Origin of the sequence: Nocardia nepalensis (genome assembly GCF_048910785.1) — a bacterium.
Taxonomy (GTDB): Bacteria; Actinomycetota; Actinomycetes; order Mycobacteriales; family Mycobacteriaceae; genus Nocardia; species Nocardia nepalensis.
The window spans coordinates 1-25,553 of record NZ_JBKBET010000007.1 but is presented as its reverse complement, the minus strand read 5'-3'; the positions used below and the strand labels follow the sequence as shown (position 1 = coordinate 25,553).

2 protein-coding genes (1 of these 2 running past the window's edge) are annotated in these 25,553 nt (G+C 68.0%); both read left to right on the top strand.

Annotated elements, in window-relative coordinates:
* Positions 1–17,919, top strand: the 3' portion of a protein-coding gene (locus tag ACHQ4I_RS06900) for an SDR family NAD(P)-dependent oxidoreductase (RefSeq protein WP_420770849.1). Its footprint begins 8,121 nt before the window's first position; 17,919 of the gene's 26,040 nt are visible here — the last part of the coding sequence; its start codon lies off the left edge, out of view; the stop codon is at positions 17,917–17,919.
* Positions 17,916–25,553, top strand: a 7,638-nt coding sequence (locus tag ACHQ4I_RS06895; protein WP_476445385.1) for an SDR family NAD(P)-dependent oxidoreductase, incomplete at its 3' end; no start/stop codon positions are given. The genes ACHQ4I_RS06900 and ACHQ4I_RS06895, both read left to right, overlap by 4 nt.

Sequence of the window (25,553 nt, the reverse complement as noted above, 5' to 3'; positions counted from 1 at the left end):
GTCGGTGGCCTGCTGGGCTGCGAGGTGGTCGACGAGCTCGTTCTGCATACTCCGTTGACCCTGACGGCCGATGGCGATGTCGCCGTGCAGGTCGTGGTGGCCGCCCCGGACGAGGCCGGTCGCCGGCGACTGAGCGTGCACTCGCGGCAGACGGCCGCGGGTCCATGGGTGCTCCATGCCGAAGGCGTGCTCGTCCCCGGCGACGGGATGGCCGACTTCGACCTGGTCGCGTGGCCACCGGCCGGCGCGCAACCGCTGGACGTCGACGGCGCGTACGACGAACTGCTCGACATCGGATACGGCTACGGCCCCTTCTTCCAGGGGCTGCGGGCCGCGTGGCAGCGCGGTGACGAGGTGTTCGCCGAGGTCGCACTGCCAGATCCGAAGGACGCCAAGGGCTTCGGGATCCACCCCGCGCTGTTCGACGCGGCGCTGCACGCCGCCATCGTCCATGGTATGCGTGGTGGCCTCGAGGGTTTCCCGGCGCTGCCGTTCAGCTGGAACCGCGTCGTGCTGCATGCGACCGGTGCTGCCGCGGTGCGGGTGCGGATCGTGCTGCAGGGCGACCGGTTCGCGGTGCAGATGGCCGATGAGCAGGGGCAACCCGTACTGTCGGTGGGCGCGTTGATCTCTCGGCCGGTGTCGGCCGATCGACTCAGCGCGGATTCCGTATCGGATGCCCTCTTCGGCATCGAGTGGGTCGCTGCCGCGCCGTCCACGGCAAGTGTCGAGCCGGATCGTGTGTCGGTACTCGGCGGGCGCGACGGTGATCTCGCGGCATTGATAGCCGATCTGGACGCGAACCCCGACTCGGTCGTGCCCGACCTCGTGCTGCTCGAGTGCCCAACCCACGAGGGTGCGCCGCCGGAGGCCGCCCGCCGGGTGGCGATGGACGTGCTGGAGACCGTCCAGCGTTGGCTGGCCGAACCGCGTTTCGCTGGTTCGCGTTTGGTGGTGCTGACCAGGCGTGCGGTGGCGGTTGCCGATTCGGAGCAGGTGGATCTGGGTCAGGCGCCGGTGTGGGGTCTGCTGCGTGCCGCGCAGGCCGAACATCCGGGCCGATTCCAGCTGCTCGATCTGGACGCCGACGGTGATTCGCTCGCCGCGGCGGCCGCCGTCGCGACCGAGCCGGAGGCCGCGCTGCGGGGCATGAGCACGTATGTGCCGCGGTTGCGCCGGCACGCGCCGGGCGCGATCGTTCGGTTGTCCGAGCCGGGAACCGTGTTGGTGACCGGTGGTACGGGTGGTCTGGGTGCGGTGATCGCTCGGCATCTGGTGGTCGAACATGGTGTGCGCCATCTGCTTTTGACGTCTCGGCGTGGACCGGATGCTCCGGGTGCTGCGGAGCTGGCTGCGGAGCTGACCGAACTGGGCGCGCAGGTGAGCATTGCCGCGTGTGATGTGTCGGATCGGTCTGCGCTGGCGGCGTTGTTGGATGGTATTTCGGTTGAGCATCCGCTGGTGGGTGTGGTGCACGCGGCGGGGACCTCGGACAACGGTTTGGTCGAGTCGATTACGGCTGAGCGGGTCGATTATGTGTTCGGGCCCAAGGTCGATGCGGCGTGGCATCTGCACGAGTTGACTCGTGATGCCTCGCTGTCGTTGTTCGTGCTGCTGTCGTCCGCGGGTGGGCTGGTGCTGGCCGCTGGTCAAGCGAACTACGCAGCTGCGAACGTCTTCCTCGATGCGCTCGCGGCGCACCGCCGAAGTCTGGGATTGCCCGCGACGGCAGTGGATTACGGATTGTGGGCGCGATCGTCGGGGCTCGGTGTCGAGCTGTCCGAAGATGACTTCGATCGAATGCGCCGCCAGGGCTTCCCCCCGCTGACCGAAGCAGACGGTCTGGCGCTGTTCGATGCCGCGATCGCGACCGATACCGCACAGCTGGTGGCGCTGCGGGTCGATCCGGCGGTGCTCCGGACGCGCGGCGAGCAGATCCCCGCTCTGGTCCGTTCCTTGGCACCGGCCCCGGTCCGCCGGCAGAACAGGACCGCTGCGGGCCAGGCCTTTGCGCTCGAGCTGGCCGGGCTGTCGGACGCGGACCGTGCGCGCGCTCTGCTCGACCTGGTCCGATCGGTGGCCGCTGCCACTCTCGGGCATGCGTCGGTGGATGCTGTTGAGCCGCAGCAGGCTTTCCAGCAGCTCGGTTTCGATTCGTTGAGTGCGGTCGAGTTCCGCAACAAGCTGAACGCCGCGACGGGTCTGCAACTGCCGGCGACGTTGATCTTCGACTACCCGAATGCGCAGGTTGTCGCCGAGTTCATCGGTTCGCAGCTCACCGGCATCGCGGCGGTCGAAAAGCCGGTGATCAGCCGGGTGCGCACGGGCGACGACCCGATCGCGGTGGTGGCGATGAGCTGTCGCTACCCCGGTGGTGTCGCTTCTCCCGAAGACCTGTGGGACCTGGTCACTTCCGGCACCGACACCACCGGCGAGATGCCGTCGGACCGCGGCTGGGATATCGAGGGCATCTACGATCCGGAACCCGGCAAGGCGGGCAAGACCTACACCCGGCAGGGCGGATTCCTCTACTCCGCAGCCGATTTCGATGCGGATTTCTTCGGGATCAGTCCCAACGAAGCCACGATGATGGATCCGCAGCAGCGGTTGCTGCTGGAGATCTCGTGGGAGGCGCTGGAGCGGGCCGGTGTGGATCCGGCGGTGCTGCGCGGCAGTTCGACCGGTGTCTTCACCGGCCTGATGTACCACGACTACGCCCAGCGCACCGGTACCGGCAGCGGCGCTGCGGGCAGCTTGGTTTCGGGCCGGGTGTCATATGTGTTCGGTCTGGAAGGACCGTCGGTCACCGTGGACACCGCGTGCTCGTCCTCGCTGGTCGCCCTGCATCTGGCCGCACAGTCGCTGCGGTCCGGTGAGTGCGATCTGGCGCTGGCCGGTGGTGTGGCGGTGATGGGGACGCCGGACATGTTCCTCGAGTTCGGCCGGCAGCGGGGTTTGTCGCCGGATGGCCGGTGTAAGTCCTTCTCCGACACGGCCGATGGCGTCGGCTGGTCCGAGGGTGCCGGTGTGCTGGTGTTGGAGCGGTTGTCGGACGCCCGCCGCAATGGTCATGACGTGCTTGCGGTGATCGCTGGTTCGGCGGTGAATCAGGATGGTGCGTCGAATGGTTTCTCCGCGCCGAATGGTCCGTCGCAGCGGCGGGTGATCCGTCAGGCGTTGGCCAATGCCGGTGTGTCTGCGACCGAGGTGGACGTGGTGGAAGCCCACGGCACGGGTACGACCTTGGGCGATCCGATCGAGGCGCAGGCGCTGATTGCCACGTATGGCCAGGAGCGTGCTGCGGATCGGCCGTTGTGGTTGGGGTCGTTGAAGTCCAATATCGGTCACGCGCAAGCCGCTGCCGGTGTCGGCGGTGTGATCAAGATGGTCATGGCGATGCGCCACGGCGTGCTGCCGAGGACGCTGCACGTCGATGCGCCCAGTTCCAAGGTGGATTGGTCCGAGGGTCATGTTCGGTTGTTGACCGAGCCGGTGGCCTGGCCGGAGGTGGATCGGCCGCGTCGTGCGGGTGTGTCGTCGTTCGGTATCAGCGGTACGAATGCCCACCTCATCGTGGAGCAGGCCCCGGTGACCGCGCCCGTCGTGGCCCCGGCTCCGGAGCCGGCCGCGGCACCGGCGGCGCGGCCGTGGGTGATCTCGGCCCGCAGTAGCGAGGCTCTCGCCGCTCAGGCTGCCCGCCTGGCATCGCATGTGGGCGAACACGATCCGGTCGACGTCGGCTTCTCCCTGGCGTCCACCCGGGCGGTGTTCGAGCACCGTGCGGTCGTCGTGGCCGATGACCGTGACGGTCTGCTCGCGGGCGTGCGGGCGCTGGCCGCGGGTGCGCCTGCATCCGGTGTGGTGTCCGGCCGGGTGGTGCCGGGTTCGACGGGGCTGGTGTTCTCCGGTCAGGGTGCGCAGTGGGCTGGTATGGCGGGCGAGTTGCGTGCCGTGTACCCGGTGTTCGCCGAGCATTTCGATGCGATTGTCGCTGAGTTGGATCCGCTGCTGGGGCAGTCGGTTTCGCTGAGTGTGGCGTTGGCGGACGATGAGCTGGTTGATCGGACGGTGTTCGCGCAGGCGGGGTTGTTCGCGTTCGAGGTGGCGTTGTTCCGGCTGCTCGAATCCTGGGGCGTACGGGCCGATGTGGTGGCCGGGCATTCGATCGGTGAGGTCGCTGCTGCGCATGTGGCGGGTGTGTTGTCGCTGTCGGATGCGTGTGTGTTGGTGGCTGCGCGTGGTCGGTTGATGCAGGCGTTGCCTTCCGGTGGGGCGATGGTCGCCGTGGGCGCCTCCGAGCTCGATGTGCTGCCGCTGCTGGTGGCCGGTGCGGTGTCGATCGCGGCGGTCAACGGCCCGTCGTCAGTGGTGCTCTCCGGTGTCGAAGCCGATGTGCTCGCCGTCGCAGCACGATGCGCCGAACAGGGTTGGCGCACACACCGATTGCGGGTGTCGCACGCCTTCCATTCGGCACTGATGGAGCCGATGCTGGCCGAGTTCGCTTCGGCGGTCGAGGATTTGACGTTCGGTCGCCCGAGTATCGCGCTGGTGTCGACGGTGACCGGTGCCCGGATCACCGATGAGATGGCCGATCCGGCGTATTGGGTGGGTCAGGTTCGCGACACCGTGCGGTTCGCCGACGCGGTTGCCGCGATGGTCGATCAAGGAGTGTCTCGGTTCGCCGAGGTCGGCCCCGACGCGGTGCTGACCCCGATGATCGCGCAGACCCTGGATGCCGGGGATGGCGTGGCCGCAACAGTGGCCGCGCTGTCGCGTCGGGACCAGGCCGATGTGTCCGCGGTGCCGACCGGCCTGGCCAGGTTGTTCGTCGCGGGCGCCGACCTCGACTGGGCGGGCCTGTACACCGGTACCGGAGCCCGCCGAATCGACCTGCCCACCTACGCTTTCCAGCGTCGGCGGTACTGGATGTCCGAGGGGTCGGCCGGCGGCGGCGATGCCCGGGCCATGGGTCTGGTGGCGACCCCGCATCCGTTGGTGTCGGTGGTGGTATCGCAGCCGGACTCCGGCGCGATGATCCTGACCGGTCGCTTGTCGGTGCGGACGCATCCGTGGTTGGCCGATCACCTGGTGCTGGGGACCGTGTTGTTCCCTGGCACCGGATTCGTCGAGCTGGCCCTGTACGCGGGCGAGCGGGTCGGCTGCTCGACCCTGGACGATCTGGTGCTGCGCGCCCCGCTGGTGCTGTCGGAGTCCGATGGGGCCGCGGTGCGCATCGTGGTCGATCCCGCGGACGAGACCGGCCGGCGCGGGGTGCGGATATTCTCCAGCCCGGACGGGGACGCCGATGCGGCGTCGTCGTGGCTGCTGAATGCCGAAGGCACGCTAGCCCCGAGCACGGCCGCGCCGGTCGTGGATCTCGCGGCGTGGCCGCCGGCCGGCGCGCAGGTTTTGAACGTCGATGGTGTCTACGACGAGCTGCTCGATGCCGGTTACGGGTATGGCCCCGTCTTCCAGGGCCTACAGGCGGCGTGGCAGCGCGACGAGGAGGTGTTCGCCGAGGTCGCCCTCCCGGATCCACAGGACGGCCAGGGTTTTGGGCTGCATCCGGCGCTGCTCGATGCCGCGCTGCATGCGCTGCGACTGGCCGGCCACCCGCGCGCCGAGGGCGCCGGCCCGGAGTTGCCGTTCGAGTGGTCCGGTGTCACGGTGCACGCGGCGGGTGCCGGTGCGCTGCGGGTGCGGTTGACCCGGGTGGGTGATCGTGCCGTGGCGGTGGATCTGGCGGATTCGACCGGAGCCGCGGTGGCGACGGTGCGGCAGCTGGCATCCCGGCCGATCGATCCCGGGCAGCTCAGCACCGGTGCGTCCGTTGCGCGCAACGCCGTATTCCAGGTCGAGTGGACACCGATCGCGGTGTCCGGCACCGGAATCGATGCGGTGTCGTGGGCGGATCTGGGTGACGAGGTGCCCGCCGCGGTGGTACTGGACTGTCCGGCGGGTAATGAGCCGGATACGGTTCGGGCCGCGACGCACGGTGTGCTGCGGGTGCTGCAGTCGTGGCTTGTCGATGAGCGGTTCGACGAGTCGGCCTTGGTGGTCCGGACCAGCGGTGCGGTATCGGTTGCCGGGGAGGATATTACGAATCTGGCCGGTGCTGCCGTGGCCGGTCTGGTCCGTACGGCCGAGGCGGAGAGTCGTGGCCGGATCGTGTTGGTGGACAGCGATTCCGACATCGACGGTCTGCTGGGCGGGATTCTGGCTGCCGAGGAACCGCAGGTTGCGGTGCGTGGCGGACAGGTCTTCGGTGCGCGACTTGTCCGGGCGACCCCCGCGTCGGCCACCGGCTCGTCCTTCGCTCCGGATGACACGGTTCTGATCACCGGTGCCAGCGGCTATCTCGGTGGATTGTTCGCTCGGCATCTGGTGGCCACGCGCGGTGTTCGCCGTCTGCTGCTGCTGAGTCGGCGCGGTGCATCCGCCCCCGGCGTAACCGAACTGCGGGACCAGCTGCAGCGGCTCGGTGCCGAGGTCGAGTTCGCCGCGTGCGATGTCGCCGACCGTGACGCGCTGGCCGCCGTGCTCGCCGCTATTCCCGCGGACCGTCCGCTCGCCGGTGTGTTCCATACGGCTGGTGTGCTCGACGACGGCGCGATCGCCGCACTCACCCCGGAGCGGATGGACGCGGTGTTGCGGCCGAAGGTCGATGCCGCCCTGCACCTGCACGAGCTGACCGCCGATCTGCCGTTGCGGGCGTTCGTGCTGTTCAGTTCGGCGGCCGGCACCTTCGGCAATCCGGGGCAGGGCAACTATGCCGCGGCCAACGCCTGTTTGGACGCGGTGGCGTTGCACCGCAAGGCATCCGGGCGCAGCGGGCAGTCGCTCGCGTGGGGGCTGTGGGGCGCGGACGGCGGTATGGGCGCGGAGCTCGGCGACACCGAGCGGCGCCGGATGTCTCGGTCGGGCATGCTGCCGCTGACGGAAGAACAGGGTCTGGCGCTGTTCGACGCCGCTTCCGGAATGGACGCGGCCGCTCCCGTGCTGGCCCGTCTCGATCTGGACGGCATCCGCACGGCGGGGTCTGCCACGGCCCTGCTGTCCGCCCTGCTTCCTGCTCGCCGTCGGACGGCCTCGGGCGGCGCAACGGCGCTGCGGTCGCGTTTGGCCGCTGCTGCCGACAGCGAGCGCCTGGGTGTGCTCGTCGAAACCGTTCGCGGTCAGGTCGCGGCGATTCTGGGCCATCGGAACGCGAATGCGATCGCACCCGACAGGGCCTTCAGCGAGCTGGGCTTCGATTCGATCTCCGCGGTCGAATTCCGCAATGCCCTCGCGACCGTGACGGGTCTGCGGTTGCCGGCGAGTTTGGTGTTCGACTATCCGTCGCCGCAGGCGCTGGCCGAATACCTGGCCGGCGAGTTCGCCGACCGCCAGGGCTCGGCGACTGCTGTTCGCGCAGCGCTGCAGACCCGCGACCGTCAACTCGACGAGCCCATTGCGATCGTGGGTATGGCGTGCCGGTATCCGGGTGGGGTCGGTTCTCCCGAGGAGCTGTGGAATCTGGTGGCGACGGGGACGGATGCCGCCTCGCAGTTCCCCGTGAATCGTGGTTGGGATGTCGATCGTCTCTACGATGCGGCTGGGGAGAAGCCGAACAGCACATACACCCGTGAGGGTGGATTCCTGCATGCCGCAGGTGAATTCGATCCCGCGTTCTTCAATATCAGCCCGAACGAAGCCGCGCTGATGGATCCGCAGCAATTCCTGCTGTTGGAGACCTCGTGGGAGGCGTTCGAGCGGGCCGGCGTCGATCCCGGCGCGCTGCGGGGCAGTCGGACCGGTGTGTGGGTCGGCATGATGTATCACGACTATCCGGCCAACGCGAACGCGGGATCTATTGCCTCGGGGCGGGTTTCGTATGTGTTCGGTCTGGAGGGGCCGTCGGTCACCGTGGATACGGCGTGTTCGTCGTCGTTGGTTGCCATGCATTCGGCCGCGGCCTCGCTGCGGTCGGGTGAATGTGATATGGCCTTGGCCGGTGGTGTGACCGTCATGGCCACCCCGGAGACGTTCGTGGAATTCAGCCGGCAGCGCGGGTTGTCGGCGGACGGCCGGTGTAAGTCGTTCTCCGACACCGCCGATGGGGTGGGCTGGTCGGAAGGTGTCGGCATCCTGGTTTTGGAGCGGTTGTCCGACGCCCAGCGCAATGGTCATCGGGTGCTCGCGGTGCTGACCGGTTCGGCGGTGAATCAGGATGGCGCGTCGAATGGTTTGACCGCGCCGAACGGTCCCTCGCAGCGGCGGGTGATCGGGCAGGCGCTGGCCAATGCCGGGATCGCCGCGACCGAGGTGGATGTGGTGGAAGCCCATGGCACCGGTACCACGTTGGGTGATCCGATCGAAGCCCAAGCCCTTTTGGCTACGTACGGGCAGGGTCGTGATGCGGATCGGCCGTTGTGGTTGGGGTCGTTGAAGTCCAATATCGGTCATGCTCAGGCCGCTGCCGGTGTCGGTGGTGTGATCAAGATGGTCATGGCGATGCGCCACGGCGTGCTGCCGAAGACGCTGCACGTCGATGCGCCCAGTTCCAAGGTGGATTGGTCCGAGGGCGATGTGCGCTTGCTGACCGAGCCGGTGGCCTGGCCGGAGGTGGATCGGCCGCGTCGTGCGGGTGTGTCGTCGTTCGGTATCAGCGGCACGAATGCGCACGTCATCATCGAACAGGCCCCGGCTGTGCGGCCGGAGCCGGTGGCGGCCGCTCCGGCCGACGGATTGCTGCCGTGGGTGGTCTCGGCGCGCGGCGGACAGGCTCTTGCCGCGCAGGCCGAGCGGCTGGCATCCCATGTCGGCGATGAGGACCTGGATCCGGTGGATGTCGGTTTCTCGTTGGCGTCCACGCGTGCGGTGTTCGATCATCGTGCGGTTGTTCTGGCCGAGGATCGTGATTCGCTGCTGGCGGGTATGCGGGCGCTGGGCCGCGCCGAAACCACTTCTGGTGTGGTGACCGGCCGGGTGGTGCCGGGTACGACGGGGCTGGTGTTCTCCGGTCAGGGTGCGCAGTGGTCCGGTATGGCGGCCGAGTTGCGTGCCGTGTACCCGGTTTTCGCCGAGCACTTCAATGCGATTGTCGCGCAGCTGGATCCGCTGCTGGGGCAGCCTGGTGCTCTGGATATCGCGCTGTCGGACGAGGATTCGGTCGATCAGACTGTCTTCGCGCAAGCGGGTCTGTTCGCGTTCGAGGTGGCGTTGTTCCGGCTGCTCGAATCGTGGGGCGTACGAACGGATGTGGTGGCCGGGCACTCGATCGGTGAGATCGCCGCCGCGCATGTGGCCGGGGTGTTGTCGCTCGAGGATGCGTGTGTGTTGGTGGCTGCGCGTGGCCGGTTGATGCAGGCGTTGCCTTCCGGTGGTGCGATGGTCGCTGTTCGTGCTTCCGAGGCCGATGTGCTGCCGTTGCTGGTCGGTGTCGATGGGGTGTCGATCGCGGCGGTGAATGGTCCTTCGTCGGTGGTGCTGTCCGGCGTCGCGGACGCGGTACAGACCGTTGTCGACATCTGCGTGGAACATGGGTGGCGGACGCACCGATTGCGGGTGTCGCATGCTTTCCATTCGGCTCTGATGGAGCCGATGCTGGCCGAGTTCGCTTCGGTGATCGAGGGTTTGACGTTCGGTCGCCCGAGTATCGCGTTGGTGTCGACGGTGACCGGTGCGCGCGTCACGGAGGAGATGTCGGATCCGGCGTATTGGGTCGGTCAGGTCCGTGACACTGTGCGTTTCGCCGACGCGGTCGTCGCGATGACGGGTCTTGGTGTGTCCCGGTTCGCCGAGGTCGGCCCCGACGCGGTGCTGACCCCGATGATCGCGCAGATCGCCGATTCGGGACAGCTGACCGCGACTCCGGCGATCGTGCCCTTGGCGCGTCGGGGTCGGGCCGATGCGCCCACCGTATTGGCTGGGGTGGCCGGGTTGTTCGTCTCCGGCGCCGACGTGGACTGGTCCGGTCTGCATGCCGGTGGCCGGCGAATCGACCTGCCCACCTACGCCTTCCAGCACGAGCGGTTCTGGCTCGATCCCCGGCAGATGCTGGCGAAGTCGTGGCTGGGCGCCGAACTGGGCGGGGTCGGCTCGGTCGGGCTGGACGCGGTGGAGCATCCGCTGCTCGGTGCGATGGTGTCGCATCCGGAGTCGGGCGAGGTGAGTTTCACCGGCCGATGGTCGGTGGACTCGGTGGCGTGGCTGGCCGACCACAGCGTGCTCGGGGTGGTGTTGCTACCGGGTACCGGGTTCGTGGAGCTGGCGAGCTACGTCGGCGGCGTCCTGGGCTGCGAGGTGGTGGATGAGCTCGTCCTGCATACTCCGTTGACGATGCCTGCGGAAGGCAGCGTCGTGGTACAGGTCGTGGTGGCCGGCGCGGACGAGGCCGGTCGCCGCCGGCTGACCGTGCATTCGCGGCAGACCGCCGAGGGGCCGTGGTTGCTGCACGCCGAAGGTGTGCTCGCACCGGGCGAGACGGCGGCCGATTTCGATCTGGCCGTGTGGCCGCCGGCGGGTGCGCAGCCGACTCCCCTCGCGGGCGTCTACGACGAGTTGTTCGACCTCGGGTACGGCTACGGCCCGTTCTTCCAGGGTTTGCAGGCGGCGTGGCGGCGCGGTGACGAGTTGTTCGCCGAGGTCACGCTGCCGGATCCGCAGGACGGCAACGGCTTCGGCGTTCATCCGGCGTTGCTCGACGCCGCGCTGCACGTCGGCATCGTGCACGGTCTTCGGGATGGTGTCGGTGATTTCCCGGCCCTGCCCTACACCTGGAACCGCGTGGTGCTGCACTCCGCCGGCGCCGCCGCGGTGCGGGTCCGAATCGCGGTCGACGGCACCAGGTTCGCCGTGCAGCTGGCCGATGACCAGGGGCACCCGGTGCTGTCGGTCGGTGCGCTGGTGTCCCGACCCGTGTCGGCCGATCGCCTGGCCGCCGACCACGCCGCGGAATCCCTGTTCCGCGTGGAATGGAGCACTATTGCCCCGCCCGCGGCGGCGGAGCCCGGCCGGCTGGCCGCGCTCGGCTGGGGCCGAGATTCCGATGGGGTACGGGGCTACGGTGACCTCGCGGCGCTGATAGCCGATCTGGATGCGAACCCGGACGCGGTCGTTCCCGAGATCGTGCTGCTGCAGAGCCCATTCGAGGACGGTGCGCCGCCACAGGCCGCACGCCGTACGGTGGCCCGGGTCCTGGACACCGTCCAGGGTTGGCTGGCCGAAACCCGTTTCGCCGGTTCCCGTTTGGTGGTGTCGACCAGACACGCTGTGGCCGTTGCCGATTCCGATTCGGTGCGGCTGGACCAGGCGCCCGTCTGGGGGTTGGTGCGCGCCGCGCAGGCGGAGCACCCGGGTCGATTCCAGCTCCTGGACCTGGACGGCGACCACGATCCGGTCTCCGTCGCGACCGCGGCGATGGCCGCGGAACCGGAGTCCGCGCTGCGTGGGCAGCAGGTGCTGGTGCCGCGCTTCGGCCGCCACACATCCGATGCGATCGCTCGTCCGATTGAGCCGGGCACCGTGCTGGTGACCGGTGGCACCGGCGGTCTGGGTGCGGTGATCGCCCGGCATCTGGTGACCGAACACGGTGTGCGCCACCTGCTCCTGACGTCTCGTCGGGGTCTGGGCGCGCCCGGCGCCGCGGAGCTGCGCGATGAGCTCGTCGAGCTCGGCGCGCAGGTCGCGATCGCCGCCTGCGATGTGTCGGATCGGGACGCGGTAGCCGCACTGCTGGACGGCATCTCGGCCGAGCATCCGCTGGTGGGCGTTGTGCATGCGGCCGGAATCGCGGACAACGGTCTGATCGAGTCGATGACGCCGGACCGGCTCGGGAATGTCTTCGGGCCCAAGGCCGATGCCGCGTGGCATCTGCACGAGCTCACCCGCGACGCCGCGCTGTCGCTGTTCGTACTGCTGTCCTCGGCGGGTGGGCTGGTACTGGCCGCCGGCCAGGCCAACTACGCCGCGGCGAACGTCTTCCTCGACGCCCTCGCGGCGCATCGTCGCGAACTCGGATTGCCCACTACCGCAATTGATTACGGCCTGTGGGCGCGGTCGACCGGCCTCGGTGCCGAGCTGTCCGAGGACGACTTCGATCGGATGCGGAGGCTGGGCTTCCCGCCGTTGACCGAGGCCGAAGGCCTGGCGTTGTTCGATGCGGCGATCGCCGCCGAGACGGCCCAGGTGGTGGCGCTGCGCGTCGACGCGGCCGTGCTGCGCACCCGGGGCGAGCAGATCCCGGCCCTGCTGCGGGCGATCGCACCCGCTCCCGTACGCCGGGCGACTCGGACCGCGGCCGGGCAGGCGTTCGCGCAGCGGCTGGCCGGGCTCTCCGACACCGATCGTGGCGTCGCACTGCTCGAGCTCGTCCGGGCCACTGCGGCGGACACGCTCGGGCACGCCTCCGGCGCTGCCGTTGAGCCCCAGCAGGCTTTCCAGCAGCTCGGGTTCGACTCGTTGAGCGCCATCGAGTTCCGCAACAAACTCAATACCGCGACCGGTCTGCAACTGCCGGCCACGCTGATCTTCGATTACCCCAACCCGCAGCTCGTCGCCGACTTCATCGATTCCCAGTTCACCGGCACGAGTCAGGACATCGAGATCACCACCGGCACAGCCGTCGGCGACGACCGGATCGCCGTGGTGGCGATGGGCTGCCGCTACCCGGGTGGAATCGCGTCGCCGGAGGATCTGTGGCGGCTGGTCGTCTCCGGTGGGGAGACCACCGGAGAGCTGCCGGACGATCGGGGCTGGGATATCGACGGTATCTACGATCCTGAGCCCGGCAAGGCGGGTAAGACCTACACGCGCCATGGTGGGTTCCTTTACTCCGCAGCCGATTTCGACGCGGACTTCTTCGGGATCAGCCCGAACGAGGCGACGGTGATGGATCCGCAGCAGCGGGTGCTGCTGGAGGTTTCCTGGGAGGCGCTGGAACGCGCCGGTGTCGACCCGGCGGTGCTGCGCGGCAGCTCGACCGGTGTGTTCACCGGCGTGATGTACCACGACTACGCCCAGGGCGCCGGCACCGGCAACAACGCCGGCGGCAGTCTGGTCTCCGGTCGCATCGCCTACACGCTGGGCCTGGAAGGTCCTGCGGTGTCGGTGGATACGGCGTGTTCGTCGTCGCTGGTCGCCCTGCATCTGGCCGCGCAGTCGCTGCGGTCGGGCGAGTGCGATCTGGCCTTGGCCGGTGGCGTGGCCGTGATGTCGGCGCCGGACATGTTCCTCGAGTTCAGTCGCCAGCGGGGGTTGTCTCCGGACGGTCGCTGCAAGTCCTTCGCGGACGCGGCCGACGGTGTCGCCTGGTCCGAGGGCGCGGGCGTGCTGGTGCTCGAGCGGTTGTCCGATGCCCGGCGCAACGGTCATCGGGTGCTCGCGGTGATCGCGGGTTCGGCGGTGAATCAGGATGGTGCGTCGAACGGTTTCGCCGCGCCGAACGGCCCGTCACAGCGGCGGGTGATCCGCCAGGCTCTCGCGAATGCCGGGGTCTCGCCGGTCGACGTCGATGCGGTGGAGGCGCACGGCACCGGTACGACGCTGGGTGATCCGATCGAGGCGCAGGCGCTGATGGCCACGTACGGCCGCGATCGGGATGTCGCTCGGCCGTTGTGGTTGGGGTCGTTGAAGTCCAACATCGGTCACGCTCAGGCGGCCGCGGGTGTGGGTGGCGTGATCAAGATGGTCATGGCCATGCAGCACGGGCTGCTGCCGCAGACCCTGCACGTGGATCAGCCGTCTACGAAGGTGGATTGGTCCGAGGGGCAGGTCCGACTGCTGACCGAGCCGGTGTCGTGGCCGGAGGTCGATCGGCCGCGTCGTGCGGCGGTGTCCTCGTTCGGCCTCAGCGGCACGAACGCGCACCTCATCGTCGAACAGGCGCCCGCGGCGGACCCGGCTCCGCTGGTCAAGACCACTCCGGCCGGCGGCGTACTGCCCTGGGTGCTCTCCGCCCGCAGTGCGGACGCGCTCGCCGGTCAGGCCACCCGCCTGGCAGCGCACGTGACCGACGACGATGCGGACCCGATCGATGTCGGCTTCTCACTTGTCGATTCGAGAATGCTGTTCGACCACCGGGCCGTGGTGTTCGCGACCGAAAGTGACGCGTTGCGGGCCGGAACACATGCGCTGAGTCGGGCCGAAACCACTTCTGGTGTGGTGTCGGGCCGTGTCGTGCCGGGTTCGACGGGTGTGGTGTTCTCGGGTCAGGGTGCGCAGTGGGCTGGTATGGCAGGCGAGTTGCGTGCCGTGTATCCGGTGTTCTCCGAGCATTTCGATGCGATTGTCGCGCAGTTGGATCCGTTGCAGGGGCAGCCTATTTCTCTGGATATGGCGCTGTCGGATGAGGATTCGGTCGATCAGACTGTCTTCGCGCAAGCGGGTCTGTTCGCGTTCGAGGTGGCGTTGTTCCGGCTGCTCGAATCGTGGGGCGTACGAACGGATGTGGTGGCCGGTCATTCGATCGGTGAGGTCGCTGCTGCGCATGTGGCGGGTGTGTTGTCGCTGTCGGATGCGTGTGTGTTGGTGGCTGCGCGTGGTCGGTTGATGCAGGCGTTGCCTGCCGGTGGTGCGATGGTCGCTGTCGGTGCTTCCGAGCCGGACGTGATGCCGCTGCTGGCCGGTGTCGATGGGGTGTCGATCGCGGCGGTGAATGGTCCTTCGTCGGTGGTGCTGTCCGGTATCGAAGACGATGTGCTCGCGGTAGTCGCGAGGTGCACCGAGCGTGGTTGGCGCACACACCGATTGCGGGTTTCGCATGCGTTCCATTCGGCGTTGATGGAGCCGATGCTGGCCGAGTTCGCTTCGGTGATCGAGGGTTTGACGTTCGGTCGCCCGAGTATCGCGTTGGTGTCGACGGTGACCGGTGCGCGGGTCGCCGACGAGATGTCGGATCCGGCGTACTGGGTCGGTCAGGTCCGTGACACTGTGCGTTTCGCCGACGCGGTCGTCGCGATGACGGGTCTTGGTGTGTCCCGGTTTGCCGAGGTCGGACCGGACGCCGTGCTCTTCCCGATGGTCAACCAGATCGTCGAGGAGTTGGCGGCGACCGCAGCTCCGACGGTGGTGGCGCTGGCGCGTCGGGGCCGAGCGGACGCGTCCGCTGTGGTGGCCGGGACGGCCGGGTTGTTCGTCACCGGCGGTCACGTCGATTGGGCCCGCCTGTACGCCGGTACCGGAGCTCGGCGAATCGACCTGCCCACCTATGCCTTCCAGCGTCAGCGCTATTGGATGGCCGCCGGGTCCGCCGCCGGTGGTGACGCCAGGTCGATGGGTTTCGCGGCGACCGGGCACCCCCTGGTCTCGGCCGTGGTGTCGCAACCGGAGTCCGACGCGATCGCGCTCAGCGGCCGATTGTCGGTACAGACGCAACCCTGGCTGGCCGACCATGCGGTCATGGACACCGTGTTGTTCCCCGGCACCGGTCTGGTCGAACTCGCCCTGCACGCCGGAGAACAGCTCGGCTGCACGGCGCTGGAGGAGCTGGTACTGCGGGCGCCGCTGGTGCTGTCGGATTCGGCAGGGGTCGCCGTGCGCGTCGTCGTCGATGCTGAGGACGCGGCGGGTCGTCGCGGGGTGCGGATCTTCTCCCGCCCCGACGACAGTGTCGAGACGCCGTGGACGTTGAACGCCGAGGGCGGGCTCGTGCCGGAAGGTGATAGCGCCGCAGTGGATCTGGTGTCGTGGCCGCCCGCGGACGCGGTCGCGGTGGATATCGACGGTGTCTATGACTCCCTCGATGCGCAGGGTTATCACTACGGTCCGGTCTTCCAGGCGTTGCGTGCGGTGTGGCGTGGATCTGATGGGCTGTATGCCGAGGTCGCTTTGCCTGAGGCGGCGCGAGGGGATGCTGGGCGGTTCGGTGTGCATCCGGCGTTGCTGGATGCGGCTTTGCACGCGTTGCGTTTTGCCGATGACTCGGCGTCGGAGGAATCTGGTCTGGCGTTGCCGTTCGAGTGGTCGGGTGTGACGGTGCATGCGGGGGGAGCCGATGCGTTGCGGGTTCGGCTGACTCGTATCGGTGAGCGTGGGGTTGGGTTGGATCTGGCGGATTCGATGGGTGCTGCGGTGGCGACGGTGCGGCATTTGGCGTCTCGGCCGATCGATCCCGCACAGCTCACCTCGGGCACGCCGATTTCTCGTACCGCCATGTTCGACGTGAGCTGGGCACCGATCACGGTGACCGAGAGCGACGTCGCCATGGTGGCCTGGGCGGACCTCGGTGACGTGGGCGAGCAGGTCCCATCGGCAGTGCTGCTGGACTGCCCGGCGGGCAATGATCCCGCCACCGTTCGTGCCGCTACTCATGGTGTGCTGGAGGCACTGCAGTCCTGGATTGCCGAGCCTCGGTTCGGTGAGTCGACGCTGGTGGTTCGGACCGGTGGCGCGGTATCGGTGGCCGGGGAGGATATTTCGAATCTGGCGGGTGCTGCTGTGGGCGGCCTGGTTCGGGCCGCACAGTCGGAGCATCCTGGCCGGATCGTGCTGATCGACACCGATTCGGGCATAGACGGTCTGCTGGGCGGGATTCTGGCTGCCGAGGAGCCGCAGGTGGCCGTCCGCGGTGGGCAGGTGCACGTCGCCCGACTCGGCCGGGTCGTCTCCACCGACACTCCGGCGACCGGCTCCTTCGATCCGGGCGACACGGTTCTGATCACCGGTGCCAGTGGCTTCCTCGGTGGGTTGTTCGCCCGGCATCTGGTGGCGACGCGCGGTGTTCGTCGTCTGTTGTTGCTGAGTCGGCGCGGTGAATCCGCCCCGGGTGCAACCGAACTGCGGGATCAGCTGCGCCAGCTCGGTGCCGAGGTCGAGTTCGCCGCGTGTGACGTCGCCGATCGTGCCGCGCTGGCCCGGGTGCTGGCCGGCGTGCCGGCCGACCACCCGTTGACCGGTGTGTTCCACATGGCCGGTGTGCTCGATGACGGTGCCATCGCTTCGCTGACTCCGGCCCGCATGGATGCGGTGTTCGGGCCGAAGGTCGATGCGGCCCTGCATCTGCACGAGCTGACCGCCGATCTGCCGTTGCGGGCGTTCGTCGTGTTCAGTTCGGCGGCAGGTGCATTCGGCAATGCCGGTCAGGGCAACTACGCCGCGGCCAACGCCTGCCTGGACGCACTGGCGGCGCACCGCAGGGCAACCGGGCTCCCCGGCGCCTCGCTGGCCTGGGGTCTGTGGAGTATGGACGGCGGTATGGCGGCGGAGCTCGGCGATACCGAGCGACGCCGGATGTCCCGGTCGGGCATGCTGCCGCTGTCGCCGGAGCAGGGCCTGGCGCTGTTCGATGCGGCGACCGGGCTGGACACCGCGGCCCCCGTACTGGCCCGCTTGGACCTCGATGCCATGCGTGGCGCGGGATCCGCAGTGCCCGTACTGCTTTCCGGGCTGGTCCCGCAGCGCCGGAAGGCGGCCTCGGGTGCGTCGGCGGCGCTGCGGGCGCGGTTGGCGAGCACTCCGGACAGCGAGCGCGTCGACGTGCTGCTGGAGATCGTGCGTGGTCAGGTCGCGACGACTCTGGGTCATCGGAATGCGAATGTGATCGCACCCGACCGGCCCTTCAGCGAGCTGGGCTTCGATTCGATCTCCGCTGTCGAATTCCGCAATGCTCTCGCGACCGCGACAGGTCTGCGGTTGCCGGCGACCGCGGTATTCGACTATCCGTCACCGCAGGCGCTGGCCGAATATCTGGCCGGCCAGTTCGGCGGCCATCGGGACGCGGAACCGGCAACGGAGCTGTCGGAGAACAGCATTCGCAACGCCCTCCAGACGATCCCGCTCGCCCGTCTGCGCGACGCGGGCCTGCTGGAGGCCCTCATGAAGCTCGCGAACGGGCAGGACAGCCAGGACGACAGCGATCAGACCGTCACGGATGAGTCGATCGACGAGCTCGATATCGACGGCTTGATCGACCTGGCCTACAACAACTCCTCCGAAGACTGAAGGACCTATCGATGACCAAGCCCGATGACAACACTCAGAAGCTGGCTCAGGCCCTCCGTGTCTCGCTCAAGGAGACCGAGCGGTTGCGTGCCCGCAACCGCAAGCTCGAGTCGTCGCTTCGTGAGCCGATTGCGATCGTGGGTATGGCATGCCGGTATCCGGGTGGGGTTGGCTCGCCGGAGGAGCTGTGGAACCTGGTTTCCGCGGGGACCGACGCGACCTCGGAGTTCCCGGCGAATCGCGGCTGGGACACCGAACGGCTCTACGACCCGACCGGTGAGACGCCGAACTCCGCGTATACGCGTGAGGGCGGTTTTCTGCATGCCGCAGGTGAGTTCGATCCGGCGTTCTTCAATATCAGCCCGAATGAGGCCGCGTTGATGGATCCGCAGCAGTTCCTGCTGTTGGAGACTTCGTGGGAGGCGTTCGAGCGGGCCGGTGTGGATCCGGGTTCGTTGCGGGGCAGTCGGACCGGTGTGTGGGTCGGCATGATGTATCACGACTATCCGGCCAACGCGAATACGGGATCTATTGCCTCGGGGCGGGTTTCGTATGTGTTCGGTCTGGAGGGGCCGTCGGTCACGGTGGATACGGCGTGTTCGTCGTCGTTGGTTGCCATGCATTCGGCCGCGGCCTCGCTGCGGTCGGGTGAATGTGATCTGGCGTTGGCCGGTGGTGTTGCGGTGATGGCGACTCCGGAGACGTTGGTGGAATTCAGTCGGCAGCGGGGTTTGTCGCCGGATGGTCGGTGTAAGTCCTTCGCGGATGCGGCCGATGGTGTCGGGTGGTCCGAGGGCGCAGGAATGTTGGTGTTGGAGCGGTTGTCCGACGCCCAGCGCAATGGTCATCGGGTACTTGCGGTGTTGACCGGTTCGGCGGTGAATCAGGATGGGGCGTCGAATGGTTTGACCGCGCCGAATGGTCCGTCGCAGCGGCGGGTGATTCGTCAGGCGTTGGCGAATGCGGGGGTGTCGCCGGTCGATGTCGATGTGGTGGAAGCTCACGGCACGGGCACGACGCTGGGTGATCCGATCGAAGCCCAGGCGTTGCTGGCCACCTATGGGCAAGAGCGTGCTGCGGATCGGCCTTTGTGGCTCGGGTCGTTGAAGTCCAACATCGGTCATGCTCAGGCGGCGGCTGGTGTGGGTGGTGTGATCAAGATGGTCATGGCGATGCGGCATGGGCTGTTGCCGCAGACCCTGCATGTGGATCAGCCGTCTACGAAGGTGGATTGGTCCGAGGGTCATGTCCGGTTGCTAACCGAACCGATGGCGTGGCCGGAGGTGGATCGGCCGCGTCGTGCGGGTGTGTCGTCGTTCGGTATCAGCGGCACGAATGCGCACGTCATCATCGAACAGGCCCCGGTGGCCGAACCGGCGGTGGACCAGGCTCCGGTGCCCGAGACCGTGCCGGCGGGTGGGTTGCTGCCGTGGGTGGTCTCGGCGCGCGGCAGCGAGGCGCTGGCCGCGCAGGCGGACCGTTTGGCATCGCATGTGGGCGAACACGATCCGGTGGATGTCGGTTTCTCGTTGGCGTCCACGCGTGCGGTGTTCGATCATCGTGCGGTCGTTGTGGCCGAGGATCGTGATGGGCTGCTGGCGGGTATGCGGGCGTTGGGCCGCGCCGAAGCCACTTCTGGTGTGGTGTCGGGCCGGGTGGTGCCGGGTTCGACGGGGCTGGTGTTCTCGGGTCAGGGTGCGCAGTGGGCCGGTATGGCCGCCGAACTGCGTGCGGCATATCCGGTGTTCGCCGCCGCTTTCGACGCGATCGTCGCGCAGCTGGATCCGCTGCTGGGGCAGTCGGTTTCGCTGAGCACGGCGTTGGCGGACGATGAGCTGGTAGATCGGACTGTGTACGCGCAGGCGGGGTTGTTCGCGTTCGAGGTGGCGTTGTTCCGGCTGCTCGAATCGTGGGGCGTACGAACGGATGTGGTGGCCGGGCACTCGATCGGTGAGATCGCCGCCGCGCATGTGGCCGGGGTGATGTCCGTAGAGGATGCGTGTGTGCTGGTGGCCGCGCGTGGCCGGTTGATGCAGGCGTTGCCTGCCGGCGGTGCGATGGTCGCTGTGGGAGCCTCGGAGGCGGACGTGACGCCGTTGCTGTCCGGCGAGGTGTCGATCGCGGCGGTGAATGGTCCTTCGTCGGTGGTGTTGTCCGGTGTCGAGGACGCGGTTGCCGCTGTTGTCGAGGTGTGCTCCGAGCGTGGTTGGCGCACGCACCGGTTGCGGGTTTCGCATGCTTTCCATTCGGCGTTTATGGAGCCGATGCTGGCCGAGTTCGGCTCGGCGATAGCGGGTTTGGCCTTGGGCCGCCCGAGCATTCCGTTGGTGTCGACGGTGACCGGTGCGCGCGTCACGGATGAGATGGCCGATCCGGCGTATTGGGTGGGTCAGGTCCGGGACACGGTGCGGTTCGCGGATGCTGTTGCGGCGATGGCGGATCTGGGTGTGTCCCGGTTCGCCGAGGTCGGCCCCGACGCGGTCCTGAGCCCCATGGTCGCCCAAACTCTCGATGACGAGACTGCCGTCGTGGTGGCGTTGGCGCGTCGTGACCGTGCCGATGCGTCCGCGGTCTTGGGCGGGGTGGCGGGGTTGTTCGTGGCCGGCGCCGCGGTGGACTGGGCCGGTCTTCATGCCGGCGGTCAGCGCATCGACCTGCCGACCTATGCCTTCCAACATCAGCGTTTCTGGCTGGATCCCAAGGAAGCGCTGGCCATGTCGTGGCTGGCGGCCGAACTCGGCGGGGCCGGCTCATTCGGGCTGGATCTGGTGGAGCATCCGCTGCTGGGTGCGGTGGTGCCGCATCCGGATTCGGGCGGTGTGAGTTTCACCGGCCGGTGGACCGTGGACTCGGTCGAGTGGCTGGCCGACCACAGCGTGCTCGGTACCGTATTGCTGCCGGGCACCGGATTCGTCGAGCTGGCGAGTTACGTCGGCGGTGTGCTCGGTTGCGCCGTGGTGGACGAGCTGGTCCTACAGGCTCCGTTGACCATGCCGGCCGAGGGCGGTGTCTCGGTACAGGTCGTGGTGACCGCGGCAGACGAGGCCGGTCGCAGGCGGTTGAGTGTGCATTCGCGGCAGACCGCCGACGGGCCGTGGTTGCTGCACGCCGAAGGTGTGCTCTCGCCGGATGAGGTGGTGGCCGATTTCGATCTCGCCGCGTGGCCGCCGGCCGGTGCACAGCCGCTGGACATCGATGGTGCCTACGACGAGCTGCTCGATATCGGGTACGGCTACGGCCCGTTCTTCCAGGGGCTGCAGGCGGCGTGGCGGCGCGGTGACGAGTTGTTCGCCGAGGTCGCGCTGCCGGATCCACAGGACGGCAGGGGATTCGGCATCCACCCGGCACTGTTCGACGCGGCGCTGCACGCCGGGATCGTGCACGGTATGCGTGGCGGTGTCGAGGGCTTCCCGGCGCTGCCGTTCAGCTGGAACCGGGTGGTGCTGCACGCGGCCGGCGCGAGCGCGGTGCGGGTTCGCATCGTGGTCGAGGGCACCCGGTTCGCGCTCCAGCTGGCCGACGAGCAGGGTCGGCCGGTGATGTCGGTGGGGGCCTTGGTTTCTCGGCCGGTGTCGGCCGATCGCCTACAGGCGGACCGGGTGGATGATGCCCTCTTCGGCGTGGAATGGGTCGCTGCCGCGCCTTCGCCGGCGAGCGTCGAGCCGGGCCGGGTGGCGGTACTGAATGGTGATCTCGCGGCACTGATCACGGAGTTGGACCCGGCTGAGGATTCGGTTGTTCCGGAGATCGTGCTGTGGGAGATCCCCGGCCACGACGATGCTCCGCCGGCGGCCGCTCGGAGGATCGCGGTCATTGTGCTCGACACTCTGCGCGGCTGGCTGGCCGAACCGCGTTTCGCTGGTTCGCGTTTGGTGGTGCTGACCAGGCGTGCGGTGGCGGTTGCCGATTCGGAGCAGGTGGATCTGGGTCAGGCGCCGGTGTGGGGTCTGCTGCGTGCCGCGCAGGCCGAACATCCGGGCCGATTCCAGCTGCTCGATCTGGATCAGGATGAGGATCGTGACGCGCTCGCTGTCGCCGCTGTGGCCGCGACCGCTGCGCTGGAACCCGAGGCTGCGCTGCGCGGTGCGACCCTGCTCGTACCGCGCTTGAGTCGTCACGCGCCCGGTTCGAACCTTCGTTTGTCCGAGCCGGGCACGGTGTTGGTGACCGGTGGTACGGGTGGTCTGGGTGCGGTGATCGCTCGGCATCTGGTGGTCGAACATGGTGTGCGTCATGTGCTTTTGACGTCTCGGCGTGGACCGGATGCTCCGGGTGCTGCGGAGCTGGCTGCGGAGCTGACCGAGTTGGGCGCGCAGGTGAGCGTTGTCGCGTGTGATGTGTCGGATCGGTCTGCGCTGGCGGCGTTGTTGGATGGTATTTCGGTTGAGCATCCGCTGGTGGGTGTGGTGCACGCGGCGGGAACTGCGGACAACGGTTTGGTTGAGTCGATTACGGCTGAGCGGGTCGATTATGTGTTCGGGCCCAAGGTCGATGCGGCGTGGCATCTGCACGAGTTGACTCGTGATGCCTCGCTGTCGTTGTTCGTGCTGCTGTCGTCCGCGGGTGGGCTGGTGCTGGCCGCTGGTCAAGCGAACTACGCCGCGGCGAACGTCTTCCTCGATGCTCTTGCCGCGCATCGTCACAGCCTGGGATTGCCCGCGACCGCCATCGACTACGGGCTGTGGGCACGATCGACCGGGCTCGGTTTCGAGCTGTCCGAGGCCGAATTCGATCTGCTGCGCCGCCAGGGCTTCCCGCCGATTTCCGAGGCCGAGGGTCTGGCGCTGTTCGATGCCGCGATCGCGACCGATACGGCTCAGTTGGTGGCGCTGCGGGTCGATCGGGCGGTGCTCCGGACGCGGGGCGAGCTGATCCCGGCCCTGGTCCGCGCGCTCGTGCCGGTCCCAGTGCGCCGTGCCAACCGAGGTGCAGCGGGTCAGGCTTTCGCCCGAAAGCTGGCCGGCTTGTCGGACACCGACCGTGCGCGCGCTCTGCTCGACCTGGTCCGATCGGTGGCCGCCGAAACCCTGGGGCATGCGTCGGTGGATGCTGTTGAGCCGCAGCAGGCTTTCCAGCAGCTCGGTTTCGATTCGTTGAGTGCGGTCGAGTTCCGCAACAAGCTGAACGCCGCGACGGGTCTGCAACTGCCGGCGACGCTGGTCTTCGACTACCCCAACCCGCAGGTCGTCGCCGAGTTCATCGATTCCCAACTCTCCGGCACGAGCCAGGATGTCGCGGTCACCGCCAGTAGGGTGGCCGGTGACGATCCGATCGCGGTGGTGGCGATGAGCTGTCGCTACCCCGGTGGCGTCGCCTCGCCCGAAGATCTGTGGACTCTGGTCGCCGAGGGCGTGGACACCACGGGTGAGCTGCCCGCGGATCGTGGCTGGGATATCGAGGGCATCTACGATCCGGAACCCGGCAAGGCGGGCAAGACCTACACCCGGCAGGGTGGATTCCTGTACTCCGCGGCCGATTTCGATGCGGACTTCTTCGGGATCAGTCCCAACGAGGCCTTGGTGATGGATCCGCAGCAGCGGATGTTGTTGGAGATCTCGTGGGAGGCGCTGGAGCGGGCCGGTGTGGATCCGGCGGTGCTGCGCGGCAGTTCGACCGGTGTGTTCACCGGTGTGATGTACCACGACTACGCACTGGGCGCCGGTACCGGCAACAGCGTCGCCGGCAGTCTGGTCTCCGGTCGCATCGCCTACACGCTGGGCCTGGAAGGTCCTGCGGTGTCGGTCGATACGGCGTGTTCGTCCTCGCTGGTGGCCATGCATCTGGCGGCGCAGTCGCTGCGGTCGGGTGAGTGTGATCTGGCGTTGGCCGGTGGTGTGGCGGTGATGTCGACCCCGGAGATGCTGGTGGAGTTCAGTCGGCAGCGGGGTTTGTCGCCGGATGGCCGGTGTAAGTCCTTCTCCGACACGGCCGATGGCGTCGGCTGGTCCGAGGGTGCCGGGATGTTGGTGTTGGAGCGGTTGTCCGATGCGCGTCGCAATGGTCATGACGTGCTTGCGGTGATCGCTGGTTCGGCGGTGAATCAGGATGGTGCGTCGAATGGCTTCTCCGCGCCGAATGGTCCGTCGCAGCGGCGGGTGATCCGTCAGGCGTTGGCCAATGCCGGTGTGGCACCGACCGAGGTGGACGTGGTGGAAGCCCACGGCACGGGTACGACCTTGGGCGATCCGATCGAAGCCCAAGCCCTGCTGGCCACCTATGGCCAAGATCGTGCCGCGGATCGGCCGTTGTGGCTCGGATCGTTGAAGTCCAATATCGGTCACGCGCAAGCCGCTGCCGGTGTCGGCGGTGTCATCAAGATGATCATGGCGATGCGCCACGGCATGCTGCCCAAGACGCTGCACGTCGATCGACCGAGCACGAAAGTCGATTGGTCCGAAGGCGATATCCGGCTGCTGACCGAACCGGTGGCGTGGCCGGAGGTGGATCGGCCGCGTCGTGCGGGTGTGTCGTCGTTCGGCCTCAGTGGCACGAACGCTCACCTGATCGTCGAACAGGCGCCCGCGACGGACCCGGCTCCGGTGGTCAAAACCCTTCCGGCGGGTGGGGTATTGCCGTGGGTGGTCTCGGCGCGGACCAGCGAGGCACTGGCCGATCAGGCCCGGCGGCTGGCCTCGCATGTCGGCGACCACGATCCGATCGATATCGGCTTCTCGCTCGCCACCTCGCGGGTCCTGTTCGAGCATCGGGCTGTGGCGTTCTCGCCCGAGTCCGACGCCCTGCGGGCCGGAATCCAGGCGATCGGTCGCGGCGAAACGATGCCGGGTGTGGTGACCGGTCGCGTGGTCGCGGGTTCGACGGGTGTGGTGTTCTCGGGTCAGGGTGCGCAGTGGGCCGGTATGGCCGCCGAGTTGCGTGCGGCGTATCCGGTGTTCGCCGAGCATTTCGATGCGATTGTCGCCGAGTTGGATCCGCTGCTGGAACAGTCAGTTTCGCTGAGCGATGCGTTGGCGGACGATGAGCTGGTCGATCGGACGGTGTTCGCGCAGGCGGGTCTGTTCGCGTTCGAGGTGGCGTTGTTCCGGCTGCTCGAATCCTGGGGCGTACGGGCCGATGTCGTGGCCGGGCATTCGATCGGTGAGATCGCTGCCGCGCATGTGGCGGGTGTGTTGTCGCTGTCGGATGCCTGTGTGTTGGTGGCTGCGCGTGGTCGGTTGATGCAGGCGTTGCCTGCCGGTGGTGCGATGGTCGCTGTCGGTGCTTCCGAGCCGGACGTGATGCCGCTGCTGGCCGGTGTCGATGGGGTGTCGATCGCGGCGGTGAATGGTCCTTCGTCGGTGGTGCTGTCCGGTATCGAAGACGATGTGCTCGCGGTAGTCGCGAGGTGCACCGAGCGTGGTTGGCGCACACACCGATTGCGGGTTTCGCATGCGTTCCATTCGGCTCTGATGGAGCCGATGCTGGCCGAGTTCGCTTCGGTGATCGAGGGTTTGACGTTCGGTCGCCCGAGTATCGCGTTGGTGTCGACGGTGACCGGTGCGCGCGTCACGGAGGAGATGTCGGACTCGGCGTACTGGGTGGGTCAGGTCCGGGACACGGTCCGTTTCGCGGATGCTGTTGCGGCAATGGCGGATCTGGGTGTAGCCAGGTTCGCCGAGGTCGGCCCCGACGCGGTG